The sequence below is a fragment of the Ancylobacter novellus DSM 506 genome, assembly GCF_000092925.1.
GTDB classification, from domain to species: domain Bacteria; phylum Pseudomonadota; class Alphaproteobacteria; order Rhizobiales; family Xanthobacteraceae; genus Ancylobacter; species Ancylobacter novellus.
On sequence record NC_014217.1, the window covers coordinates 4,131,520 to 4,154,478 of the forward strand.

The window sequence follows — 22,959 nt, forward strand, 5'->3', positions numbered from 1 at the left end:
GTCCGGCAACCTGATTAGAATTACTCTAATCTTGTTCACCGAAGCTGTCGATTAGCTGTCAGTCGCAGCCGCCATGCGTCAGGGGAATGGGTTCCCCAAACGAAACGGGGCGCCCGAAGGCGCCCCGCTGGAACATTGCAAGGCTGCGGCCGATCACTCGGCGGCGCCGGCCTCGGGCTCGTCGCCCTTGCCCTTGGCTTCGAGGTCCTCGCCGGTCGCCTGGTCGACGACCTTCATGGACAGGCGGGTCTTGCCGCGCTCGTCGAAGCCGAGCAGCTTGACCTTCACCTTGTCGCCTTCCTTGACCACGTCGGACGGCTTGGCCACGCGCTCCTTGGCGAGCTGCGAGACGTGCACGAGGCCGTCCTTGGCGCCGAAGAAGTTCACGAAGGCGCCGAAGTCGACGACCTTGACCACCGTGCCCTCGTAGATCTGGCCGACTTCCGGCTCGGAAGCGATGGACTTGATCCAGTTCAGCGCGGCCTTGATCGACTCGCCCGAGGCGGAGGCGACCTTCACCGTGCCGTCGTCCTCGATGTTGATCTTGGCGCCGGTCTTCTCGACGATCTCGCGGATCACCTTGCCGCCCGAGCCGATCACTTCGCGAATCTTGTCGACCGGGATCTGGATCACCTCGATGCGCGGGGCGTGCTCGCCGAGCTCGGCGCGGGCGCCGGTCAGCGCCTTGGCCATCTCTCCGAGAATGTGCGCGCGGCCATCCTTCGCTTGGGCGAGGGCGACCTTCATGATCTCCTCGGTGATGCCGGCGATCTTGATGTCCATCTGCAGGGCGGTGACGCCCTTATCGGTGCCGGCCACCTTGAAGTCCATGTCGCCGAGATGGTCCTCGTCGCCGAGGATGTCGGAGAGCACGGCGAACTTCTCACCCTCGAGGATGAGGCCCATGGCGATGCCGGCCACCGGGCGGCGCATCGGCACGCCGGCGTCCATCAGCGCCAGCGAGGTGCCGCAGACGGTCGCCATGGAGGAGGAGCCGTTCGACTCCAGGATCTCCGAGACGGCGCGCAGCGTGTAGGGGAACTCATGCGCCGGCGGCAGGATCGGGCGGATGGCGCGCCAGGCGAGCTTGCCGTGGCCGATCTCGCGACGGCCAGGGGAGCCCATGCGGCCGGTCTCGCCGACCGAGAAGGGGGGGAAGTTGTAGTGCAGCAGGAAGCGCTCCTTGTAGGTGCCTTCCAGGCTGTCGATGAACTGCTCGTCCTCGCCGGTGCCGAGGGTAGCGACCACGAGGGCCTGCGTCTCGCCGCGGGTGAACAGCGCCGAGCCGTGGGCGCGCGGCAGCACGCCGACTTCGGAGACGATCGGACGGACGGTCTTGGTGTCGCGGCCGTCGATGCGCACGCCGTCGTCGAGGATGGTCCAGCGGACGATCTTGGCTTCGAGCTCCTTGAGCACCTCGCTCAGGGTCTGGGCCTCGGGAACCGCCTGGCCTTCCGCCGCCAGCGCGGCGTAGTGCGCCTTGGCCTTGGCCTTGGCGGCGTCGACCGCGGCGTAGCGGTCCTGCTTGCGGGCGATCTTGTAGGCGGCGCGCAGGTCGGCCTCGATCAGGCCGCGCAGCTCGGTCTCGAGCGCCGAATGGTCGGGAGCGGCGAACTCGCGCGGCTCCTTGGCGGCCTTCTCGGCGAGGCGGATGATGGCGTCGATCACCGGCTGGAAGTGGCGGTGGCCGAACATGACCGCGCCGAGCATCACTTCCTCGGCCAGTTCCTTGGCCTCGGATTCGACCATCAGCACGGCGTCGGCGGTGCCGGCGACCACGAGGTCGAGGGCCGATTCCTTCACCTCGTCGAGAGTCGGGTTCAGCACGTACTCATTGTCGATGAAGCCGACGCGGGCGCCGCCGATCGGGCCCATGAAGGGCACGCCGGAGAGGGTGAGCGCGGCGGAAGCGGCGACCATGGAGACGACGTCGGGATCGTTCTCAAGATCGTGCGAGAGCACGGTGACGACGACCTGGGTGTCGTTCTTGTAGCCCTCGGCGAAGAGCGGGCGGATCGGGCGGTCGATCAGGCGGGAGACGAGGGTCTCCTTCTCGCTCGGACGGCCTTCGCGCTTGAAGTAGCCGCCGGGGATGCGGCCGGCCGCGTAGGCCTTTTCCTGGTAGTTGACGGTGAGCGGGAAGAAGTCCTGCCCGGGCTTCGGCGCCTTGGCGGAAACGGCGGTGGCGAGCACGGTGGTGTCGCCATAGGTCGCGAGCACGGCGCCATCGGCCTGGCGCGCCATGCGGCCGGTCTCGAGGACGAGCGTGCGCCCGCCCCAGTCGAGTTCCTCGCGGTGAATATCGAACATGTCTGTCTCTGGCTTTCCGAAACGCGAGCCATGGGCAAGACGGCGGGAGGCTCCGGCGATGGGCTCTGGAGAGAGCGGCCTATCGGCCCCGAGCATCCGGCGATCCTGCCATGGCGCGCCGTTTCTCGTCGGTGGCGGCGAGCCCCATGCCCGCCGCTCTTGCGGTCTTCGGCGCGGCGGACCATCCGCATGCGCCGTCTTTCAATGGACGAAAGGCCCGCGCCGTGCCGGCACGAGCCTCGCGTGGGTCAGCGGCGGATGCCCAGCCGCTCGATCAGGGACTTGTAGCGGGATTCCTCGGTCTTCTTGAGATAGTCGAGGAGGCCGCGGCGCTGGGAGACCAGCTTGAGCAGGCCGCGCCGGGAGTGGTTGTCCTTGGCGTGGTCCTTGAAATGGCCGGTCAGGTTGACGATACGCTCGGTGAGGATCGCAACCTGCACCTCGGCCGAGCCGGTGTCGCCGGCCTTGGTCGCATATTCCTTGATGAGCGCCTGCTTGCGCTCGGCAGTGATCGACATCGGTTATCCTTTCAGGTCATGACGTCGGTGGATGCGGGCGTAGCCGGCCCCTCGCGGGCCTCGGCCTTGGTCGCCTCGCCGGGAGTTGCCGCTCGGCCGGGCCGGGATGTCGTCCAGCGCGGTCAAATGGCAACGGGTCGCGCGGACGAAGGTCCGCAACGCGCGCGCAACATACACGAAAACGCCAGCGAGGCTAGCGGCATATGTACAGGAGGCGACACAGGGGGCGACGGCCTACATCTGGAGCCGCACGCCGGCCTCGGCGAGCCGAGCCTGGGTTTCGGGCATGCGCTTCAGGGCCGCCGCCAGGCGCTCGCGCCAGCGAGGACCCTGCGACGCGGCATCGTCATAGGCCTCCACCAGATCGTCGGGGCGGTCATCCGCGAGCACATCGATCAGGAACGCGGCCTGCAGTCGATCCTTGTAGGCCTTCACGCCGTTCGGACCCTCTTTCCGCCGATCGGAGACGATCAGCTTATGGATGGCGAAACGCTCCGGGCGAGGGATCTGGACCAGGACGCCATCGCGGTAGGTGACCGCGACGTCGATCGGATCGGCGATCAGATAATTGAGGTAGTGAAGCGACTGAGCATACACGCCGAGCGCCGCCAACGGCTTCAACTCTTCGGCCTCCTCGAAGGACGGCGTCAGGAATTCGACCAGGAGTTCGCTGCGGCTCTGTTTCCAGCGCCAGACTTTCTCCTTGTCCAGCGACGGCACGGCATCGAAGGCGAAGCCATCGAGCACGCGCTGGAGCGGCTCGGAAACGACGTCCTCGACCGCGAGGGACAGGCGCTCGAAGCTCGCAATGTCGATGTCGTTGGTCTGAGCCGCCTGCTCGACGCTGTAGCGGATGCCGAGTTCGCCTTCGTAAAGGCGGAAGGCCAGGGTGCCGACGATCGTCCCGCCGAGGCGGAACGCCCCGGCCTTCTGCAGCGCATTGAGAAGGGAGCCCGTCGCTGCGTCCACGCCCAGGAAGCCTTCGGCCCGCAGGATACGGATGAGCCGCGCCCGGTTGGACCTGCGCTCTGCTCCGGCAGAGGCGATCTCAGTCAGACGCGCAATCCTTGCGCTCCGCTCCGGCGTGTCTTCGCCGATATAGGCCTTCCGGACGTCGGATCCGATGCGATAGGTGTCGTACCAGTAAGCTTTTCCATTGCGCTCGACCCGCGTGGGTGTACCCCGAATCTCGGAGACCGCCTCGTCTCTCAGCGACTGTAAGAGATCGTGGTAGGCGGCATGGGCGATCGGGGATATGCGGCGGCGCATGGAGTGTTCAACGTCCAGAGATTTCGTTGAACATATACGGTTGTTCAACAAAATATAAGGACGTTGAACACGAAGTGCTCGTCACTTCCCCGAATGGAAGATGCGCTTGGGGTGGATCTCGCCGGCCTCGGCTTCGCCGAGCGCGACAAGGCGCCCGCCGGCGGTGATGGCGACCGGGCCTTCGAGGATCGGCGCGTCGCGCCCGCGCAGGATGATCGGCTGGCCGTGGACGAGCCGGGCGGCATCGGCCGGCGAGACGCGCAGCGAAGGCAGGCTGTCGAGGCCGATCTCCACCGGGCGCAGCGCCTGCATCGGCGGGGCGTCGTCCATCGCCTCCGAGGTGGCGCGCAGCTCAGCGAGCGGCACCAGTTCCTCCTCGGCGAAGGTGCCGACGCGGGTGCGGCGCAGGGCGGAGATATGCCCGCGCGTGCCGAGCGCGCGGCCGAGGTCGCGGGCGATGGAGCGCACATAGGTGCCCTTGCCGCATTCGGTCTCGAACACCGCGTGGTCGGCATCGGGCATCTCGACCAGCTCGAGCGAGTGGACGATGACAATGCGGGCGGCGAGTTCCACCTGCACGCCGTCGCGGGCGAGGTCATAGGCGCGCTCGCCATTGATCTTCAGCGCCGAATAGGCGGGCGGGACCTGCTCGATCTCGCCGCGGAACGCCGGCAGCGCGGCGAGGATTTCTTCACGCGAAGGGCGCCCCTCGGAGGTCTCGACCGCCTTGCCCTCGCTGTCGTCGGTGTCGGTCTGGATGCCCCAGCGGACGGTGAAGCGGTAGACCTTGCGCCCGTCCATGACGAAGGGAACGGTCTTGGTGGCCTCGCCCAGCGCGACCGGCAGGCAGCCGGAGGCGAGCGGGTCGAGCGTGCCGGCATGGCCCGCCTTCTTGGCCTGGAACAGCCATTTCACCGCGCCGACCGCCTGGGTCGAGGTCATGCCGACCGGCTTGTCGAGCAGCACCCAGCCGTCGACGTCGCGCTTGGGGCGGCGCTTGCGGGCGGGCGCTTCGGCGGCCTCGGCGGAACGCAGGGCGTCCTGGTCGAGCGGGGCGTTCATTCCTCGTCCTCTTTGTCGTTGTCGGCGTCGTGCTTGTCCAGATCGCGCTGCACCTGCGGCGAGCGCAGCAGCGCGTCGATGCGGTCGCCCTCCTCGAAGGAGGTGTCGATGCGGAAGCGCAGCTCGGGGACGAATTTCAGCTCCACCCGGCGGGCGATCTCGCCGCGCAGCGGCTTGGCGTTGGTCGCCAGCGCGTCGATCGCCGCCTTGTGGTCCTTGCCGCCGAGTGGCATGACGTAACAGGTGGCGATCTTCAGATCCGGGCTCATCCGCACCTCGGGCACGGTGATCATCACCTTGGACAGCGCGGGATCGGGCAGATCACCGCGCGCCAGTATCTCGGCGAGGGCATGGCGCACCAGCTCGCCCACGCGCAGCTGGCGCTGGCTCGGGCCGGAACCCGAGCTCGCTCTGTTCTTCATGATGCACAAACCTTCACGGCCTTCGCCCGGATTGCCGGAACGGATGGCCAGCCTCGACCGGGGCGAACGGGTTTGGACCGCTCACCCCCGCGGAAATCCGCTCCCGCGTGCGGGAGCGGTTAAAGACGTCAGAGCGTGCGCTGCACGACCTCGACGCGGTAGCACTCGATGACGTCGCCGGCGCGCATGTCCTGGTAGTTCTCGAAGGACATGCCGCATTCCTGGCCCGACTGCACCACGTTGACCGCATCCTTGAAGCGGTTGAGCGTGGCGAGCTTGCCCTCGTGGATGACGACGTTGTCGCGGATGAGGCGGACATGCTGGCCGCGCTCCACCGTGCCGTCGGTGACCAGGCAGCCGGCGACCTTGCCGACCTTGGAGACCGCGAAGATCTCCTTGATGAGCGCGTTGCCGAGCATGGTCTCGCGGTTGACCGGGGCGAGCAGGCCGCCCATCGCCGCCTTCACGTCATCCACCAGGTCGTAGATGATGTTGTACTGGCGGATCTCGATGCCGGCACGCTCGGCCGCGTCGCGGGCTTCCTTGTTGGCGCGCACGTTGAAGGCGATGATCACCGCGCCGGCCGTCTCGGCCAGCGTCACGTCGCTCTCGTTCACGCCGCCGGCGCCGGAGTGGATGATGCGGGCCTGCACCTCGTCGGTGCCGAGCTTCTCCAGCGAGGCGATGATGGCCTCGACCGAGCCCGACACGTCGCCCTTGATGATGAGCGGGAATTCCTTCCGGCCGGCCGTCTTGGCCTGGCTCATCATCTGCTCCAGCGAGCCGCGGACGGTGGCGGAACGGGCCGCCGCCTTCTCGCGCTTCTGGCGCTGGCGATAATCGGTGATCTCGCGGGCACGGGCTTCGCTCTCGACGACGGCGAGGCGGTCGCCCGCCTCCGGCGTGCCGTTGAAGCCGAGCACCTCGACCGGGAAGGACGGGCCGGCACCTTCGACATTACTGCCCTTGTCGTCGATCAGCGCGCGCACGCGGCCCATCTCGGCACCGGCGACGACGATGTCGCCGACATGCAGCGTGCCACGCTGCACCAGGACGGTGGCGACCGGGCCGCGGCCGCGGTCGAGCTTGGCCTCGATGACGGTGCCTTCCGCGTCGCGGTCGGGGTTCGCCTTGAGGTCGAGCACTTCCGCCTGCAGGCTGATGGCCTCCAGCAGCTTATCGAGATTGGTCTGCGCCTTGGCCGACACCTCGACCTCGAGCGTGTCGCCGCCGAGGCTCTCGACCTGCACCTCGTATTGCAGCAGCTCGGTGCGCACGCGCTCGGGCTTGGCGTCGGGCTTGTCGATCTTGTTGATCGCCACGATCAGCGGCACCTTGGCGGCGCGGGCGTGATTGATGGCCTCGACCGTCTGCGGCATCACGCCGTCATCCGCCGCCACCACCAGCACCACGATGTCCGTCACCTTGGCGCCGCGGGCGCGCATCGCCGTGAAGGCGGCGTGACCGGGCGTGTCGATGAAGGTGATCTTGCCGCCGAGCGGCGAGGTCACCTGATAGGCGCCGATGTGCTGGGTGATGCCGCCGGCCTCGCCGGAAACGACGTTGGCCTTGCGGATGGCGTCGAGCAGCGAGGTCTTGCCGTGGTCGACATGGCCCATGATGGTCACGACCGGCGGACGCGGCTGCAGGTCCTCGGCGGTGTCGGCCGTGTCGAACAGGCCTTCCTCGACGTCGGATTCGGCGACGCGGCGCACGGAGTGGCCGAGTTCCTCGGCGATCAGCTGGGCGGTGTCGGCGTCGATCACGTCGGTGATCTTCACCATCTGGCCCTGCTTCATCAGCATGCGGATGACGTCGACCGCGCGCTCGGCCATGCGGTTGGCGAGCTCCTGGATGGAGATCGTCTCCGGGATCGTCACCTCGCGGGCGATCTTTTCCTTGGCCTCGACATGGCGGTGGCCGCTCATGCGCTGGGTGCGGCGGCGGAACGAGGCGACGGAACGCTGGCGCTCGTCGTCGGCCGACTGCGCGGTGACGACGGTCAGGCGGCCGCGGCTCTTCTCGGCGCCGGCCGGCGCGCGCGTCGGCTTGGGCGGAACGGCCGGACGGGCCGGACTGCCGCCGGGACCGCGGCGGACGGGACGGCGATCGTCGTCCTCGGCATCCATGGTCTGGGTGCGCGGCGTGGCGACCCGCGGGGCGCCGACTTCCGGGCGCGGCGCCGGGGCGGAAGGCTGGGCCGCGCGGGGCGCGGAAGCGGCAGCGCCGGTCGGAGCGGCCGGGGCCGGCGTGTCCTCGCCGAAACGCTTGCGCGCCTCCTGCTCGGACTTGCGCTTGGCCTCCTCGTCGAAGGCGCGGCGGGCGTCCTCCTCGCGCTTGCGCGCTTCAGCGGCCTCACGCTCGACCTTCTCGCGCGCCTCGCGCTCGGCGCGGCGGCGGGCCTCTTCCTCGGCGCGCTTGCGCTCCTCGGCCTCGCGGACGCGGGCGTCCTGAAGCGCGGTGGCGCGGGCGCGGGCCTCCTCCTCGGTGAGGGTGCGCAGCACCACGCCGCCGGGGCGCGAGCCCTGCGGAGCCGGACGGGGGCTGGAAAGATTGGCGCCGGGCGCCGGCTGGGTGCGCAGCGGCGGACGGCCGGGCTGCGCGCTGGCGCTCGGACCCTGCGGGGGACGCGGGGGCTGGGCGGCCGGGCGCGGCGCCGGGGCGCTCGCCTGCGGAGCGGATGCCGGAGGTGCGGAGGGCGCGGCCGACGGGGACTCGGGCTTGTCGCCCGGGCCGAGCACGCGGCGCTTCACCTTCTCCACCACCACGGACTTGGACCGTCCATGGCTGAAGCTCTGGCGGACGACGCCCTGCTCGACAGGTCGCTTGAGCGTCAGGGTGGTCTTGGCCCCCTGTCCAACGCCCATCGTCTTCTCGCCCGGGTTCTTCGTATCGGTCATTCGGTATCCGTTCCTGTGCCTCCCCGCCGCATGCGGGGATGCGCCACTTTCCGTGCACTCGCGTGCTTAATCGGCACGCCAGCCGTCGAGCCTTCTCATGCGCGCGAGGAAACCCGCGCTCGTCGGATGCGCGAGCAGGGCAGCATGTACCACATTTGCCCGCCCAAGCGCCAAGTCCAATTGCACGCCTGTCATGCCGTCGACGCGGGCGATCTCGCCACCCCTCGCCTCGGCTATGCGCCGGGCCAGCGCGTCGAGCTTTCCCGCCCCGTCGGGGGCGGCATCGCTCGCATGCACCAGCACCGCGACCTTGCCGGACTGCAGCGCCTCGATCACCTTGGCGTTGCCGGCCACCACCTGCCCCGCCTTGTTGGCGAGGGCGAGGGCGCCCAGCGCGTCCTTCTCAAGCAGCCGTTCCACCAGCTCGGGCAATGCCGGATCGGCACGACCCTTACCCTTGAACGCGCGCCCGAAGGCCTTCTTCTTCATCGCCTCGGCGAGCGCGGCCCGCCGGGCCGTGACCCAGGCGCCGCGGCCGGGGAGCCGGGCATGGATGTCCGGCACCACCTGTCCGTCCGGCGCCACGACGAAGCGCAGCATCTCGCCGACCGGCTTCACCGTGCGGCTGGCGATGCACTGCCGGGTGAGAACGTCGCGGGCCTCGTTCGGCCCGGCGTCGGTCTCATCGGCGTCCGTGAGTGCCGCCTCGTCCTGCACCGCCGTCGCCCCCTGCCATTTCCCGCCGACGACCGTCGATCAGGCCTGGCCTTCGTCGGTCTCGGTCTCTTCCGCTTCCTCCGCCGGAGCGGCGAGCTCTTCCTCGGTGATCCAGCCGGCCCTGACGCGGGCCTGCATGATCAGTGCCTCGGCGTCCTCGCGGGAGAGGTCGAAACCATCCAGCGCGCCGGCGATGCGCACCGTCTCGCCGTCCTTGCGCTCGGTCCAGCCGGTGAGGTCGTCCGTGGCGCAGCCGGCGAGGTCCTCCACCGTCTTGATGTCGTTCTCGCCGAACGCCACCAGCATGGCGGAGGTCACGCCCGGCACCTCGCGCAGCGCGTCCTCGACGCCGAGTTCCTTGCGGCGGGCGTCAAGATCGGCCTCGATCTGCGCCAGATGGTTCAGCGCGCGATTCTGCAGTTCCTGCGCCGTGTCCTCGTCGAAGCCCTCGATGGAAGCGAGCTCGTTGACGGGCACGTAGGCGATCTCCTCGACCGAGGCGAAGCCTTCGGAGGCGAGCAGCTGGCCCATCATCTCGTCGAGGTCGAGGGCCTCGGCGAACATCTTGGTGCGCTCGGCGAATTCCTTCTGGCGCCGCTCGCTCTCTTCCGCCTCGGTCATGATGTCGATGTCCCAGCCGGTGAGCTGGGAAGCGAGGCGCACATTCTGGCCGCGGCGGCCGATCGCCAAGCTTAGTTGGGCATCCGGCACCACGACTTCAATACGCTCGCGGTCCTCGTCGAGCACGACCTTCACGACTTCCGCCGGGGCCAGCGCGTTGACGATGAAGGTCGCGACGTCCGGCGACCACGGGATGATGTCGATCTTCTCGCCCTGCAGCTCGTTCACCACGGCCTGCACGCGCGAGCCGCGCATGCCGACGCAGGCGCCCACGGGATCGACGGAGGAATCGCGCGAGGTGACGGCGATCTTGGCGCGCGAGCCGGGGTCGCGGGCGACCGCCTTGATCTCGACGATGCCGTCATAGATCTCCGGCACTTCCTGCGCGAACAGCTTCGCCATGAACTGGGGATGGGTGCGCGAGAGGAAGATCTGCGGGCCGCGCTGCTCGCGGCGCACGTCGTAGACATAGGCGCGGATGCGGTCGCCGGTCTTGAACACTTCGCGCGGCAGCAGCTCGTCGCGGCGCAGCGAGGCTTCGCCGCGGCCGAGGTCGACGACCACGTTGCCGTACTCCACGCGCTTGACCGCGCCGTTGGTGATCTCGCCGATGCGGTCCTTGTATTCCTCGTACTGCCGGTCGCGCTCGGCTTCGCGTACCTTCTGCACGATGACCTGCTTGGCGGACTGCGCGGCGATGCGGCCGAAATCGAAGGGCGGCAGCGTGTCGGCGATGGAATCGCCGACCTGCGCGGCCGGGTTCAGCCGGCGGGCGCCGTCGAGGTCGATCTCGACCGCGGGGTTATCCACCTGGTCGACGACCAGCAGATGGCGGGCAAGGCGCAGCTCGCCGGTGCGCGGGCTGATCTCGGCATGGATGTCGGTCTCGGCGCCGTAGCGCGAGCGCGCCGCCTTGGCGATCGCATCCTCCATGGCGGCGATGACGATGCTCCGGTCGATCGATTTCTCGCGCGCGACCGCGTCGGCGATCTGCAGGAGTTCGAGCCGGTTTGCGCTGACGACAGCCATCACTGCGTCTCCTTAGAAGGTGGATCTACGTTTGGCGTTGGACTTCTTGGTCGGTTTGGCAGCGCCCTTGGGCTTGCCCCGGATAGGCATCTTCTTCGGTGGCACGACGCGCACGGCGACGGTGCCCTCATTGTCTTCCTCGGTCGCGTCCTCGTCCTCGAAGGACACGTCGCCGAGATCGGCGGTGTCGATGTCGTCCTCGTCGATGCCCGCGCCCTCGCGCAGCGCCTTGTCGCGGCGCAGGGCCTCGCGGATCAGCGCGTCGGTCATGACGAGGCGGGCTTCGCCGATGTCGGATATGGGCAGGGCGACGGTGTCGGGCTTGTCGGCCGGCGCGTCGGGCAGGCGCACCAGCGCCTCCTCGCGCTGCGCACCGACAAGGATGCCGCGGAAGCGCTTGCGCCCGTCCACCGGCACGGCCATCTCGACCTTCACGTCATGGCCGGCCCAGCGCTCGAAATCGGAAAGGCGCGCCAGCGGCCGGTCGATGCCGGGCGAGGACATTTCGAGATTGTAGGCGCCGGAGATCGGGTCCTCGACGTCGAGCACCGGCGAGATTGCGCGGCTCGCCGCCTCGCATTCGTCGATGCCGAAGCTGCCGTCCGGGCGCTCCGCCATGATCTGCAGGGTCGGCGGGCTGCCGCCGGAGATCCTCACCCGGACGAGGCGGAAGCCGAGACCTTCCAGCACCGGGCCGACAATGCCGGCGACGCGCGCCGCCGGCCCGCTCTCGGTGACGAGGCGCGGCTCGTCGAGGCGGCCCGAATCCGTGCTGCCTTCCGGGGCGCCGTTGGTCTGGCTGTCGCGTGTGTCCTGTTCGCTCATCGTCCTCGCCGGATCGCCGATGCGAGCCGCAATGCAAAAAGAGCGGGTCCCGGCGGCGGAACCCACTCTCAACCGACCACCAGGTCGTTTGTGAGATAATTGGATGTGACGCTTATATAGCCAAAGGCGGCATGGGCGCAAGATGACGCCGGCTTGTCGCCCGGGCATGGGCGGCGCATAAGCGGGCCATGTCCGCCACGAGCCTGTTGCCCCACACGGATTCCGACGTCCTCTCCGAGCGCGCGCCGGCCAAGGTGAACCTCACCTTGCGGGTGCTGGGGCGGCGCGAGGATGGCTATCACCAGCTCTCCAGCATTGTCGCCTTCGCCGGCACCGGCGACCGGCTGAGCCTGATCCCCGGCGAGGAACTGTCGCTCACGCTGGACGGTCCGGGCGCCGGCGTGCTTGGCGGCGAGGACGACAATCTCGTGCTGCGCGCCGCCCGCGCACTGGCGGCCCGCGTGCCGGGGCTGAAGCTCGGGCATTTCCACCTGATCAAGCGCCTGCCTGTGGCGGCGGGGCTCGGCGGCGGCTCGTCGGATGCAGCGGCGGCGCTGCGCCTGCTGGCGCGGGCGAACGGGCTGGCGGCAGACGATCCACGCCTCCATGAGGCCGCGCTCGCCACCGGCTCGGACGTGCCGGCCTGCCTTCATGGCCGCGCCTGCCTGATGGAGGGCCGCGGGGAACACATCACGCCGCTCGCGCTGCCGCGCTTCGGCGCCGTTCTGGTCAATCCGCGCGTGCCGGTGTCGACCGCCGAGGTGTTCCGTCTGCTCGCCATCCCGCCCGGCACCCGGCGCGGGGAGGCGGTCGCGCCGCCGTCGGGGCGCGGAGCGATCCTCGACTGGCTGCGCACGGAGCCGAACGACCTCGAACCGCCGGCCCGTGCGCTGGCCCCGGTACTCGGCGAGGTCGAAGCGGCGCTGGAGGCGACGCCGGGCGCGCTGCTGGTGCGCATGTCCGGCTCCGGCGCGACGATGTTCGCGCTCTACGCCGATTGCCGCGCCGCCGCCCGGGCGGCGAAGATGGTCGCGGCCGCCCATCCGCAGTGGTGGGTGAAGTCGACGGTTCTCGGCTGAGGAGAGACATGCGCACCGCCCTGTTCTTCGCCGCCGCGGCCTTCTTCGAGATCGCCGGCTGCTTCGCCTTCTGGGCGGTGGTGCGTAATGGCGCGAGCGCGCTTTGGCTGGCGCCGGGCGTGGTCAGCCTGATCGCCTTCGGCGCGGTGCTGACGCAAGTGGATGCGGCCATGGCGGGCCGCGCCTTCGCCGCCTATGGCGGGGTCTATGTCGCCGCTTCGCTCATCTGGCTGTGGGCGGTCGAAGGCTTCCGGCCCGACCGCTGGGACATGATGGGCGGCGCGGTCTGCGTCCTCGGCGCGGCCATCGTGGTGTTCGGGCCGCGCGGCTGAGACGTCAGCGCACGCGCGAAATGCAGAAATCCACCACGTCGATCAGCGCGGACTTGGCCGTGCCGGCGGGAAGGGCGACGAGCGCCGCCTTCGCCTCTTCGCCATAGAAACGGGCGCGCTCCACCGTCTCGGCCAGCGCGCCATGGCGGGTGAGAAGCGCCAAGGCGCGCTCGAGATCGCCCTCGCCGATTTCGCCCTCTTCCAGGCAGCGGCGCCAGAAGCCGCGCTCATCCTCGTTCGCCCGGCGCACCGCCAGCACGATTGGAAGCGTGATCTTACCCTCGCGGAAATCGTCGCCGACATTCTTGCCGAGATCGGCGCCCGAGCCGCCATAATCCAGCGCGTCGTCGACCAGCTGGAAGGCGATGCCGAGATTCATGCCATAGGCGCGCGCCGCGGCCATCTCGGCCTCCGGCCGCCCGGCCAGCACCGGCCCGACCTCGCAGGCGGCGGCGAACAGCTCGGCGGTCTTGCCGCGGATGACGGCGAGATAGGCGTCCTCGTCGGTGGCGATGTTCTTGGCGGCGGCGAGCTGGGCGACCTCGCCCTCGGCGATCACCACGGCGGCGGTCGACAGGATGTCGAGCGCCCGCATCGAGCCGACCTCGATCATCATACGGAAGGCCTGGCCGAGCAGGAAGTCGCCGACCAGCACGCTCGCCTCGTTGCCCCACAGCATGCGGGCGGCGAGCTTGCCGCGGCGCATCTCGCTGTCGTCGACCACGTCGTCATGCAGCAGCGTCGCCGTGTGCATGAACTCCACGGACGCCGCGAGCTTCACCGCGCCGTCGCCCTCGTAGCCGGACAGCGCCGCGGTGGCGAGGGTGAGCATCGGCCGAAGCCGCTTGCCGCCGGAGGAGATGAGGTGCTGGGCGACCTCGGGAATCATCGTCACGTCCGAGCCGGTACGCGACAGGATGAGCGCGTTGACGCGGTCCATGTCGGCACGCACGAGGGTAACGATGCCCTCGATGGAGGGCTCGGCCGCGACCTCGGCGGCAGGATCGAAAGGCAAAGCGACGGCCACGGGCTGTTTCCGGTTGACGAGGCGCGAGACCATATTGAACGCCCGGCGGCGACGGCAAGTACCGTCCTCCACCGGAAGCACCACCGCCTACCCCCGGAGCGCCCGCACGCCCCCGCCCCTTCGCAATAGCCCAATCCGGTGACGGGGGAAAAGCGGCAGATCGCAGCGACCTCCGCTTTTGCGTCGAATAATGCCATGATGGCGGCATGCGTGAACTGCTCCGCACCAATGACGTCGTGCTGATTTCCGCGGTCGAGGCGCTGCTCGACGGCGCCGGCATCGGCCATATCGTGCTCGACCAGCATATGAGCGTGCTGGAAGGCTCCATCGGCCTCCTGCCGCGCCGGCTGCTGGTGGAGGACGACGCGCTTGTCCGCGCCCGCCGCCTGCTCGCGGAGGCCGGCCTCGCCGCCCAGCTCGTCACGGATTGAGGCCGATGGACGCGGGCACGCGCGACGCGCCATCGGACGCGGTGCTCACCGACGACATCTTCCTCGGCGGGAAATTGCGCCTGCTCCAGCCCGCGCGCGGCCACCGCGCCGGCCACGACGCCATGCTCCTGGCGGCGAGCGCGCCGGGGGACGCCCGCCGCGCGGTCGACCTCGGCGCCGGGATAGGTGCCGCCGGGCTCGCCTTGGCCGTGCGAATCGAGAAGGCCGAGGTGACGCTGGTCGAGATCGACCCGGTGGCTGCCGCTCTCGCCGCGCGCAATGCGGCGCGCCAGCAGCCGGACATTTCCGCGCGAATCGCGGTGGTTACGGCGGATGTCGCCGCTCTCGGCCGCCCCTCCGGTCCGACATTGCCCGCTGCCCGCGCGGCCGACCTCGTGCTTATGAACCCGCCCTTCAACGATCCGGCGCGCCACCGCACCTCGCCGCATGCGGCCAAGGCGCTGGCCCACAGCGTGGCGGATGGCGACCTCGACATCTGGCTGCGCGCCGCCGAGCGGCTCCTGGCACCCGGCGGGCGGCTCGCCTTGATCCACCGGCCGGAAGCGATGGAGGCGATACTGGCGGGAATGAAGGGCCGTTTCGGTGCCGTGACGATCCGTCCGGTGTACGCGACGCCGGACGCACCGGCGATCCGCGTGCTCGTCGGTGCGGTGAAGGGAAGGCGCACGCCCCCGGCGCTGCTGCCCGGCTTCGTGCTCGCCGACCGCGACGGCCGCCCCAGCACCGAGGCCGAGAGGGTGCTGCGGCGGGGAGAGGGGATCGAAGCGCCTTGAGCGGCAACGATCCGCATCCTATCTCTTTCCCCATGGCCAACTCATCCTTCCTCGCCGATCTCCGCCGCCGCCTCGATCCTCTCCTCCCCGCGAAGTTCCGCGGCGACACGCCGGTCGTGCCGGTGGTGCGGCTCAGCGGTGCCATCGGCATGGCGACCCCGTTCAGGCCCGGCGTCACCTTCGCCAACACCGCCAAGGCGCTGGAGCGCGCCTTCGCGGTGAAGGGTGCGAAGGCGGTGGCGCTCATCATCAACTCGCCCGGCGGCGCGCCGGCGCAGTCGCACCTCGTCTACAAGCGCATCCGCGCGCTGGCGGAAGAGAAAGAGCTGCCGGTCATCGCCTTCGTCGAGGATGTGGCGGCCTCGGGCGGCTACATGCTCGCCTGCGCGGCGGACGAGATCGTCGCCGACGTGTTCTCCATCGTCGGCTCGATCGGCGTGGTCAGCGCCGGCTTCGGCTTCCCGCGGGCGCTGGAGAAGCTGGGCATCGACCGGCGCGTCTACACCGCCGGCGAGCGCAAGGTGATGCTCGATCCGTTCCAGCCGGAGAAGGAAGAGGACATCGAGCGGCTGAAAGCGCTCCAGCAGGAGATCCACGCCGCCTTCGTCGACCTGGTGAAGCAGCGGCGCGGCGACGTGCTGAGCGCGGAGGATTCCACCCTGTTCTCCGGCGAGTTCTGGGCGGCGCCGCAGGCGCAGGGCCTCGGCCTCGTCGATTCCATCGGCGACATGCGCTCTTTCCTGCGCGCCCGCTACGGCGACAAGGTCCGCACCCCGCTGATCGAATCGAGGGGCGGCCTGTTCGGCCGCCGCTCGCCGGGCGTGATGAAGCTCGGCGACGGATTCGGTGGCGAGGTCGGCGCGGGCGCCGCCGAAGCACTCATTTCCGCCGCAGAGGAGCGCGCATCATGGGCGCGCTTCGGGCTATAGCCCGGCGCCCGCGACACCCGGACAACACGCCATGCCCCCCGTTATCGTGCTCGCCCTCGGCGCCTTCGGCGCCGCCGCCCTGGTCAAGCTGCTGGCCCGGGAATCCCGCCGCGTGAATGCCGAGCTCGACGCCGCGCGGCGCAGCGAGGAGCCGGAGGCGCCGCTGTCCCGCCGCACCCTGCGCCGCGACCCGGCGACCGGCGAGTACCGGCCGAGCGATTCGTAGGGCAGTGCCCTTCGTCGAAAGCGACCTCATCCTGAGGTGCGAGCGGAGCGAGCCTCGAAGGATGTTCGCTTGAGCGCGCCCGGACGACCATCCTTCGAGGCCCGGCCGATGGCCGGGCACCTCAGGATGAGGGCCTTCTCAGGTCGTGGCGGATGATCGGCCTGGAACGCCTCCAATCTGGCCGGCAAACCCTATCATTACCGCGAATTCACTTTGTCCGCCGGGACTTGGGCCTTACCCCTTTTGATGAACGAGGGTGACGGCGCCATGTTGCAGAAGTCGGAAAGCGGCTGGACGAGCGGAAAGACGGCACGCCGCCGGCGCGCCCGCCGCTGGCCCTGGGCGCTCGCCTTCGTCGCGCTCCTCGCCGCGGGCGGCTACTACTATTACGGCGGCACCACCGAGCCTGCGGCGCCGGTGATGCAGACCGCCAAGGTCGAACTCGGCGATATCGAGACCACGGTCACCGCCATCGCCAAGATGCAGCCGAAGAACTATGTCGACGTCGGCACGCAGGTCTCCGGGCAATTGCGCACCATCCATCCCGATGTCGGCGCGCTGGTGAAGAAGGGCGACCTGCTCGCCGAGATCGATCCCACCGTCTACCAGACCCGCGTCGCCGGCGACCGCGCCAGCCTCGACAATCTTCGCGCCCAGCTGGCCCAGGCCGAAGCCCAGCTCACCCTCGACAAGCTGCGCAACGAGCGCGCCCAGCAGCTCCTGAAGAACCAGTCCGGCAGCAAGGACGCGGCCGACGCGGCGGAAGCGACCGAGCGCATCAGCGAAGCCAAGATCGACGCGCTGAAGGCGCAGATCGCCCAGACCCAGGCGACGCTCGAGGGCGACCTCGCCAATCTCGGCTACACCAAGATCTACGCGCCGATGGACGGTACGGTGGTGTCGATCACCGCCCGCGAGGGCTCGACGCTCAATGCCAACCAGTCGGCGCCCATCATCCTGCGCATCGCCGACCTGCAGACCATGACCGTCACCGCGCAGGTGGCCGAGGGCGACATCCCGAAGATCACCGTTGGCACGCCGGCCTATTTTTCCACCCTCGGCCTGCCCGACCGGCGCTGGCAGGGCACGGTGCGGCAGATCGAGCCGACGCCGACCATCGTCAACGACGTGGTGCTCTACAACGTGCTGATCGACGTGCCGAACGCTGATCTGATGCTGATGACCGACATGACGGCGCAGGTGTTCTTCCGCCTTGGCGAGGCCAAAAGCGTGCCGCTGGTGCCGACCGCCGCCGTGCGCACGGCGCGTGGCGGCGCCCAGAGCGTGCGGGTGCTCACTGCGCAGGGGCCGCAGGAGCGGATGATCAAGACCGGCCTGTCCAACCGCAGCATGACGCAGGTCACCGAGGGGCTTCAGCCCGGCGACACCGTCATCGTCGGCTCGGGCGCCCCGGCCACCCCGCGCCCGGCCGGGCCGCAGCGCCCACCCATGCCGCCGCGCCTCGGCTGAGGAGCGGCGATGAGCGAGGTCCAGCCCCGCATCGACAGTCCGGCCACAAGCGCGCATGAGACCGCGGCGCATGGCGTGTCGCGTCCTATCGTCGAGCTGATCGACGTCAGCCGCATCTACCCGAACGGCGAGACGGTGGTGCGGGCATTGGATCGCGTCTCGCTCGCCATCCATCCCGGCGAGTTCATCGCCATCATGGGCCAGTCCGGCTCGGGCAAGTCGACGCTGATGAACATCGTCGGCTGCCTCGACCGGCCCTCGTCCGGGCGCTACCTCGTCGACGGCGTCGACGTCGAGGATCTCGATGCCGATTCGCTGGCCGAATTGCGCTGTTCGACTTTCGGCTTCGTGTTCCAGCGCTACAATCTGCTGCCGAGCCTCACCGCGGCGGAGAATGTCGAGATCCCCGCCATCTATGCCGGCGCGCCGCAGGAGGAGCGGATCGAGCGGGCGCATCTGCTGCTCGACCGGCTCGGCCTCGGCGAGCGTAGCGAGCATCGCCCGAGCCAGCTTTCCGGCGGCCAGCAGCAGCGCGTCTCCATCGCCCGCGCGCTGATGAACGCGGCGCCGGTGATCCTCGCCGACGAGCCGACCGGCGCGCTCGACACCCGCTCGGGCGAGGACGTGCTGGCGCTGCTGAAGGAGCTGAACGCCGACGGCCACACCGTCATCCTCATCACCCACGATCCGGACGTGGCGGCGCATGCGCGGCGCATCGTGCGGTTCCAGGACGGCCACATCGTCTCCGACGAGCGGCACGAGGGAGAGCCCGACCGCACGCCGCTGCCCGCCACCGGCCCCGCCCGGCGCAGCGGGCTGGCGCGCTTCCTCCCCGATCTGGCGGAGGCCGTGCGCATGGCCTTCGCCTCGATGGTCGCCAACATCTTCCGCACTGCGCTGACCCTGCTCGGCATCGTTATCGGCGTCGGCTCGGTCATCACCATGCTGGCGGTGGGCGACGGCGGTAAGGCGAGCGTGCTGGAGCGCATCTCGCAGATCGGCACCAACCTGCTGATCGTGCGACCCGGCGCCGCCGGCATACGCTCCTCCGGCGACAACGCCACGCTGCTGCCCGAGGATGCCGAGGCGCTGCGCGCCATTCCCGGCATCAACGCGGTGGCGCCGGAGCGGTCCAGCCGCTTCACCATGCGCTTCGGTTCGGAGGACTATTTCACCACCGTCACCGGCACCAGCGCCGACTATCTCACCGCCCGCGACTGGGCAATGGCCGAGGGCGTGATGTTCTCGCCCGCCGATGTGCGCGCCTATGCGCCGGTCGTGGTGCTCGGCCAGACCGTGGTGCGCAATCTGTTCGGCGAGGACGATCCCCTCGGCCGGCACGTTCTGGTGAAGAACGTGCCCTATCAGGTGATCGGCGTGCTCAGCGCCCGGGGCGCCAATGCCTTCGGCCAGGACCAGGACGACGTCGCCTTGGTGCCGCTCTCCACCGGCTTCGTGCGGGTGTTCGGCCGGCAGTTCCTCAATTCGGTGACGGTGAAGGTGCAGGAGGCTGCCGACATTCCGCGGGTGGAGAGCGCCATCACCCGCATCATCGCCGAGCGCCACCAGGCCGAGGACTTCCAGGTGCGCAACACCGCCCAGTTCCTCGAGACCGCGGTGGAGACCCAGAACACGCTCACCCTCGTGCTCGGCTGCGTCGCCGCCATTTCGCTGCTGGTCGCCGGCATCGGCGTGATGAACATCATGCTGGTGAGCGTCACCGAGCGCACGCGCGAGATCGGCATCCGCATGGCCACCGGCGCGCGCATGAGCAACATCATGCTGCAATTCAACACCGAGGCGCTGGTTGTCTGCTCGGTCGGCGGTGCGGTCGGCGTCGGGCTCGGGCTCGCGGCGGCGCTGGGGCTGGAATGGCTCGGCGCCTCCATCGTGCTCTCGCTGCACCCGCCGCTGATCGCCTTCGCCTGCGCCTTCCTCACCGGCCTCGTCTTCGGCTACCTGCCGGCCCGCAAGGCGGCCGGGCTCGATCCGGTGGTCGCACTGGCCTATGAATAGGCGGCGCTGACCCTTGCCCGCCGCCGCCCGAACGTTTAGGCGGAACGCACGAGGTGGCGCATCAAGGGGCTTGGCGCATGAACGTTCTCCTGCTCGGCTCGGGTGGCCGCGAGCATGCGCTCGCCTGGAAGCTGGCGCAGAGCCCGCTCATGGGCCGCTTCTTCGCCCTGCCGGGCAATCCGGGCATCGCGGAGCACGCCACCTGCTTCGAGACCATCCCGCTCACCGATCATGACGCCATCGTCGCCGTCTGCGCGGCGGAGAAGATCGACCTCGTGGTGGTCGGCCCCGAGGCGCCGCTGGTGGACGGCATCGCCGACCGGCTGATCGCCGAGGGCTTCCCGGTGTTCGGCCCGCGCCGCGTGGCGGCGCAGCTCGAAGGCTCCAAGCTCTTCACCAAGGAGCTGTGCAAGGCGCACGACATCCCCACCGCCGCTTTCGGCCGGTTCACGCAGGCCGAAGAGGCTCGCGCCTTCGTGCGCAAGCATGGCGCGCCGATCGTGCTCAAGGCCGACGGGCTGATGGCCGGCAAGGGCGTCATCGTCGCGATGACGCTGGAGGAGGCGCTCGCCGGCGTCGACGAGGTGTTCGCCATGAGCGGCGAAGACGGCGGCTTTCGCACCGAGATCCTCATCGAGGAATTCCTCGATGGCGAGGAGGTTTCGTTCTTCTGCCTGGTCGACGGCGAGACCGTGCTGCCCTTCGGCTCGGCGCAGGACCACAAGCGCGCCTATGACGGCGACAAGGGCCCGAACACCGGCGGCATGGGCGCCTATTCCCCGGCGCCCATCTTCAGCGCCGAGATGGAGCGGCGCACGCTGCACGAGATCATCCGGCCGACCGCCCGGGCGCTCGCCGACGCCGCCAGCCCCTATCGCGGCGTGCTGTTCGCCGGGCTGATGATCACCGCGCAGGGACCGAAGCTGATCGAGTACAATGTCCGCTTCGGCGATCCCGAATGCCAGGTGCTGACGATGCGACTGGAGGGCGACCTGCTGCCGCTGCTGCACGCCGTCGCCACCGGCCGGCTCGAGGACCACGACATCGGAATGAAGCCGGAGGCGGCCATCACCGTGGTGATGGCGGCGAACGGCTATCCCGGTCCCTACGAGAAGGGCTCGCGCATCGGCGGGCTCGTGGAGGCGGAGACCGTGCCGGGCGTGAAGGTGTTCCATGCGGGCACGCGCCGCGTGGGCGAGGACATCGTCGCCAATGGCGGGCGGGTGCTCGCCGTCACCGCCATCGGCGCCAATGTCGCCGAGGCCCGCGAGCGGGCCTACGACGCCATCGGCCGCATCGACTGGCCGGAGGGCTTCCACCGCACCGACATCGCCTGGCGCGCGCTCGGCGAATAGCGCCGCCGCTCTGGCGGTGCGGGCGGCCGATCCCCATGTTCAAACAAATGCCGCGCTCCCGTGGCATGGGGCGTGGCCATGGACGATTCTTCCACCATTTCCCGGCATCGCCGTTCGCCTTCGGAACCCCACGCGCCGCATGAGCACGAGGCGGGCCATCGCGTCCGCGCGCCGCAGCGGCCTGAGCCGGTCATCGTCTCGCCCGGGCCGGAGACGGCGCCCGAGGGGCGCCCCTCCCTGGCGGTTGCGCTCGGCTCGGGCGGCGCACGCGGCCTGTCGCACATCCTCGTGCTGGAGGCGCTGGACGAGCTCGGCCTGCGCCCCACCGCCATGGCCGGCGCTTCCATCGGCGCGCTGTTCGCCAGCGCCTATGCCGCCGGCATGCCGGCCCGCGACATCCGCCATCTCGTTACCCACACGCTGCGCAACCGCGGCGAGGTGATGAAGCGCCTGCTGGCCGCGCGTGTCGGGCGCATCACCGACCTGTTCGGCGGCCTCGGCAACCCGGTGCTGGTCGACGCCGAGCGCGTGATCGACGGCTTCATCCCCGGCGTCGTGCCGCAGAATTTCGAGGATCTGCAGATCCCGCTGCAGGTGGTGGCGACCGACTATTGGGAACGCTGCGAGCGCACCTTCGCCGGTGGGCCGATCCGCCCGGCGGTGGCGGCCTCGCTCGCCATTCCCGGCCTGTTCCGCGCCGTGCAGCATGACGGCCATACGCTGTTCGACGGCGGCGCGGTGAACCCGCTGCCCTTCGACCTCCTGCGCTCCAAGGCCGACATCGTGATCGCCGTCGACATCACCGGCGGCCACGGCGCGGAGACGCGCGGCGTGCCCGCGCCCTTCGAGGCCATGTTCGCGACGCTGCAGATCATGGCGAGCGCCATCGTCGGCGAGAAGCTGAAGGCCGGCGCGCCGGACATCCTGATCCGGCCGAACGTGCATGATTTCCGCGTGCTCGACTTCTTCCGCGCCACCGCGATCCTGAAAGCCGCCGAGCCGGTCAAGGACGAGGTGAAGCGTCGGCTGGAAGCGGTGCTGGGCTAGAGCTTCCCCGGCCAGCGCCGCTCGGCGAAGAATTCGCGCAGCAATTCCGCCGATTCGCGCTCGCCGAGGCCGCCATAGGCTTCCGGCCGGTGGTGGCAGGTCGCCTGCGAGAAGAAGCGCACGCCGTTCTCCACCGCCCCGCCCTTCGGGTCCGGCGCGCCGTAATAGATGCGCCGCAGCCGGGCGAAGGAAATGGCGCCGGCGCACATGGTGCAGGGTTCCAGCGTGACGTAGAGGTCGCATTCGGCGAGCCGGTCGCTGCCGAGCACCGAGGCGGCGGCGCGGATCACCATCATCTCCGCATGGGCGGTGGGATCGGCGAGCTCGCGCATGCGGTTGCCCTCGGCGGCGAGCGCGGTGCCGCCCCGCACCAGCACCGCCCCGACCGGCACCTCGCCGCGCGCGCCGGCCTTGGCCGCCTCGGCCAGTGCCAGCAGCATGAAGTCGGTGCGTGCCCGCGCGGCACCCGAATTCGCCGCCGCGGAGCCGCCGTTGCCTGAATTGTTCGTCGTCAACGTCCCCACCTGCCCAAAAGCGCGCCCGCGGCTCGCAAAAGCTCGCACCGTCTCGCCGGACGTGC

General features: G+C 69.7%; 21 protein-coding genes. 10 read left to right on the forward strand and 11 right to left on the reverse strand.

Translation table 11 applies throughout. The features are described 5' to 3' along the window. Positions 1 to 153 precede the first annotated feature (153 nt). The 9 genes from pnp to rimP form a co-directional block, all read right to left on the reverse strand. The gene (gene pnp, locus SNOV_RS19395) at positions 154 to 2,310 is read right to left on the reverse strand and encodes a polyribonucleotide nucleotidyltransferase (protein WP_013168668.1); all 2,157 of its coding nucleotides are present in this window, start codon (positions 2,308 to 2,310) and stop codon (positions 154 to 156) included. A 248-nt stretch (positions 2,311 to 2,558) separates the two neighbouring features. Beyond that, a complete protein-coding gene (rpsO, locus tag SNOV_RS19405; protein WP_013168669.1) occupies positions 2,559 to 2,828 on the reverse strand; it encodes a 30S ribosomal protein S15 in 270 nt (89 codons plus the stop codon). A gap of 234 nt (positions 2,829 to 3,062) precedes the next feature. Continuing rightward, complete coding sequence (locus SNOV_RS19410) at positions 3,063 to 4,097, reverse strand: nucleotidyltransferase family protein (protein ID WP_013168670.1); 1,035 nt, start codon at positions 4,095 to 4,097, stop codon at positions 3,063 to 3,065. Positions 4,098 to 4,178: 81 nt separating this feature from the next. Beyond that, complete coding sequence (truB, locus tag SNOV_RS19415) at positions 4,179 to 5,159, reverse strand: tRNA pseudouridine(55) synthase TruB (RefSeq protein ID WP_013168671.1); 981 nt, start codon at positions 5,157 to 5,159, stop codon at positions 4,179 to 4,181. After that, positions 5,156 to 5,581, reverse strand: a complete 426-nt coding sequence (gene rbfA / locus SNOV_RS19420) for a 30S ribosome-binding factor RbfA (protein WP_013168672.1) — start codon at positions 5,579 to 5,581, stop codon at positions 5,156 to 5,158. The genes truB and rbfA overlap by 4 nt, the downstream gene beginning before the upstream one ends. A gap of 128 nt (positions 5,582 to 5,709) precedes the next feature. Further along, positions 5,710 to 8,481 carry a translation initiation factor IF-2 gene (gene infB / locus SNOV_RS19425; protein WP_013168673.1) on the reverse strand — a complete coding sequence of 924 codons (2,772 nt, stop codon included), beginning with the start codon at positions 8,479 to 8,481 and terminating at the stop codon, positions 5,710 to 5,712. 66 nt (positions 8,482 to 8,547) lie between these two features. Then, positions 8,548 to 9,198 carry an RNA-binding protein gene (locus SNOV_RS19430; RefSeq protein WP_013168674.1) on the reverse strand — a complete coding sequence of 217 codons (651 nt, stop codon included), beginning with the start codon at positions 9,196 to 9,198 and terminating at the stop codon, positions 8,548 to 8,550. Positions 9,199 to 9,237: 39 nt separating this feature from the next. After that, positions 9,238 to 10,848, reverse strand: coding sequence for a transcription termination factor NusA (nusA, locus tag SNOV_RS19435; RefSeq protein ID WP_013168675.1), 1,611 nt, complete (start codon positions 10,846 to 10,848; stop codon positions 9,238 to 9,240). A 12-nt stretch (positions 10,849 to 10,860) separates the two neighbouring features. After that, positions 10,861 to 11,673: a ribosome maturation factor RimP gene (gene rimP / locus SNOV_RS19440; RefSeq protein ID WP_013168676.1), complete on the reverse strand. Its 813-nt coding sequence runs from the start codon at positions 11,671 to 11,673 to the stop codon at positions 10,861 to 10,863. A 188-nt stretch (positions 11,674 to 11,861) separates the two neighbouring features. On the opposite strand from rimP, the gene SNOV_RS19445 reads away from it, so the two are divergent. Continuing rightward, the gene (locus tag SNOV_RS19445) at positions 11,862 to 12,752 is read left to right on the forward strand and encodes a 4-(cytidine 5'-diphospho)-2-C-methyl-D-erythritol kinase (RefSeq protein WP_013168677.1); all 891 of its coding nucleotides are present in this window, start codon (positions 11,862 to 11,864) and stop codon (positions 12,750 to 12,752) included. Positions 12,753 to 12,760: 8 nt separating this feature from the next. Continuing rightward, positions 12,761 to 13,084 carry a YnfA family protein gene (locus SNOV_RS19450; RefSeq protein WP_013168678.1) on the forward strand — a complete coding sequence of 108 codons (324 nt, stop codon included), beginning with the start codon at positions 12,761 to 12,763 and terminating at the stop codon, positions 13,082 to 13,084. 4 nt (positions 13,085 to 13,088) lie between these two features. Here the strand turns inward: SNOV_RS19450 and SNOV_RS19455 are convergent, their stop codons facing one another. Continuing rightward, a complete protein-coding gene (locus tag SNOV_RS19455) occupies positions 13,089 to 14,099 on the reverse strand; it encodes a polyprenyl synthetase family protein (RefSeq protein ID WP_244413024.1) in 1,011 nt (336 codons plus the stop codon). Positions 14,100 to 14,317: 218 nt separating this feature from the next. On the opposite strand from SNOV_RS19455, the gene SNOV_RS19460 reads away from it, so the two are divergent. The 8 genes from SNOV_RS19460 to SNOV_RS19495 all read left to right on the forward strand — a co-directional run bounded on the left by SNOV_RS19460 (position 14,318) and on the right by SNOV_RS19495 (position 22,379). Then, positions 14,318 to 14,542 (forward strand): putative signal transducing protein, encoded by a 225-nt coding sequence (locus SNOV_RS19460; protein WP_013168680.1) that lies wholly within the window; start codon positions 14,318 to 14,320, stop codon positions 14,540 to 14,542. Positions 14,543 to 14,547: 5 nt separating this feature from the next. Beyond that, positions 14,548 to 15,336: a tRNA1(Val) (adenine(37)-N6)-methyltransferase gene (locus SNOV_RS19465; protein WP_013168681.1), complete on the forward strand. Its 789-nt coding sequence runs from the start codon at positions 14,548 to 14,550 to the stop codon at positions 15,334 to 15,336. Between the two features lie 32 nt (positions 15,337 to 15,368). After that, positions 15,369 to 16,265, forward strand: a complete 897-nt coding sequence (locus tag SNOV_RS19470; RefSeq protein WP_013168682.1) for a S49 family peptidase — start codon at positions 15,369 to 15,371, stop codon at positions 16,263 to 16,265. A 31-nt stretch (positions 16,266 to 16,296) separates the two neighbouring features. Continuing rightward, positions 16,297 to 16,491 carry a hypothetical protein gene (locus tag SNOV_RS19475; RefSeq protein ID WP_013168683.1) on the forward strand — a complete coding sequence of 65 codons (195 nt, stop codon included), beginning with the start codon at positions 16,297 to 16,299 and terminating at the stop codon, positions 16,489 to 16,491. 267 nt (positions 16,492 to 16,758) lie between these two features. Then, positions 16,759 to 17,961: an efflux RND transporter periplasmic adaptor subunit gene (locus SNOV_RS19480; protein ID WP_013168684.1), complete on the forward strand. Its 1,203-nt coding sequence runs from the start codon at positions 16,759 to 16,761 to the stop codon at positions 17,959 to 17,961. A gap of 9 nt (positions 17,962 to 17,970) precedes the next feature. After that, complete coding sequence (locus tag SNOV_RS19485) at positions 17,971 to 19,977, forward strand: MacB family efflux pump subunit (RefSeq protein ID WP_013168685.1); 2,007 nt, start codon at positions 17,971 to 17,973, stop codon at positions 19,975 to 19,977. Positions 19,978 to 20,054: 77 nt separating this feature from the next. Beyond that, positions 20,055 to 21,332, forward strand: a complete 1,278-nt coding sequence (gene purD, locus SNOV_RS19490; RefSeq protein ID WP_013168686.1) for a phosphoribosylamine--glycine ligase — start codon at positions 20,055 to 20,057, stop codon at positions 21,330 to 21,332. A gap of 78 nt (positions 21,333 to 21,410) precedes the next feature. Next, positions 21,411 to 22,379, forward strand: a complete 969-nt coding sequence (locus SNOV_RS19495) for a patatin-like phospholipase family protein (protein ID WP_013168687.1) — start codon at positions 21,411 to 21,413, stop codon at positions 22,377 to 22,379. Here the strand turns inward: SNOV_RS19495 and SNOV_RS19500 are convergent. Further along, positions 22,376 to 22,819: a nucleoside deaminase gene (locus SNOV_RS19500; protein ID WP_049785848.1), complete on the reverse strand. Its 444-nt coding sequence runs from the start codon at positions 22,817 to 22,819 to the stop codon at positions 22,376 to 22,378. The genes SNOV_RS19495 and SNOV_RS19500 overlap by 4 nt on opposite strands. Positions 22,820 to 22,959: the final 140 nt, after the last annotated feature.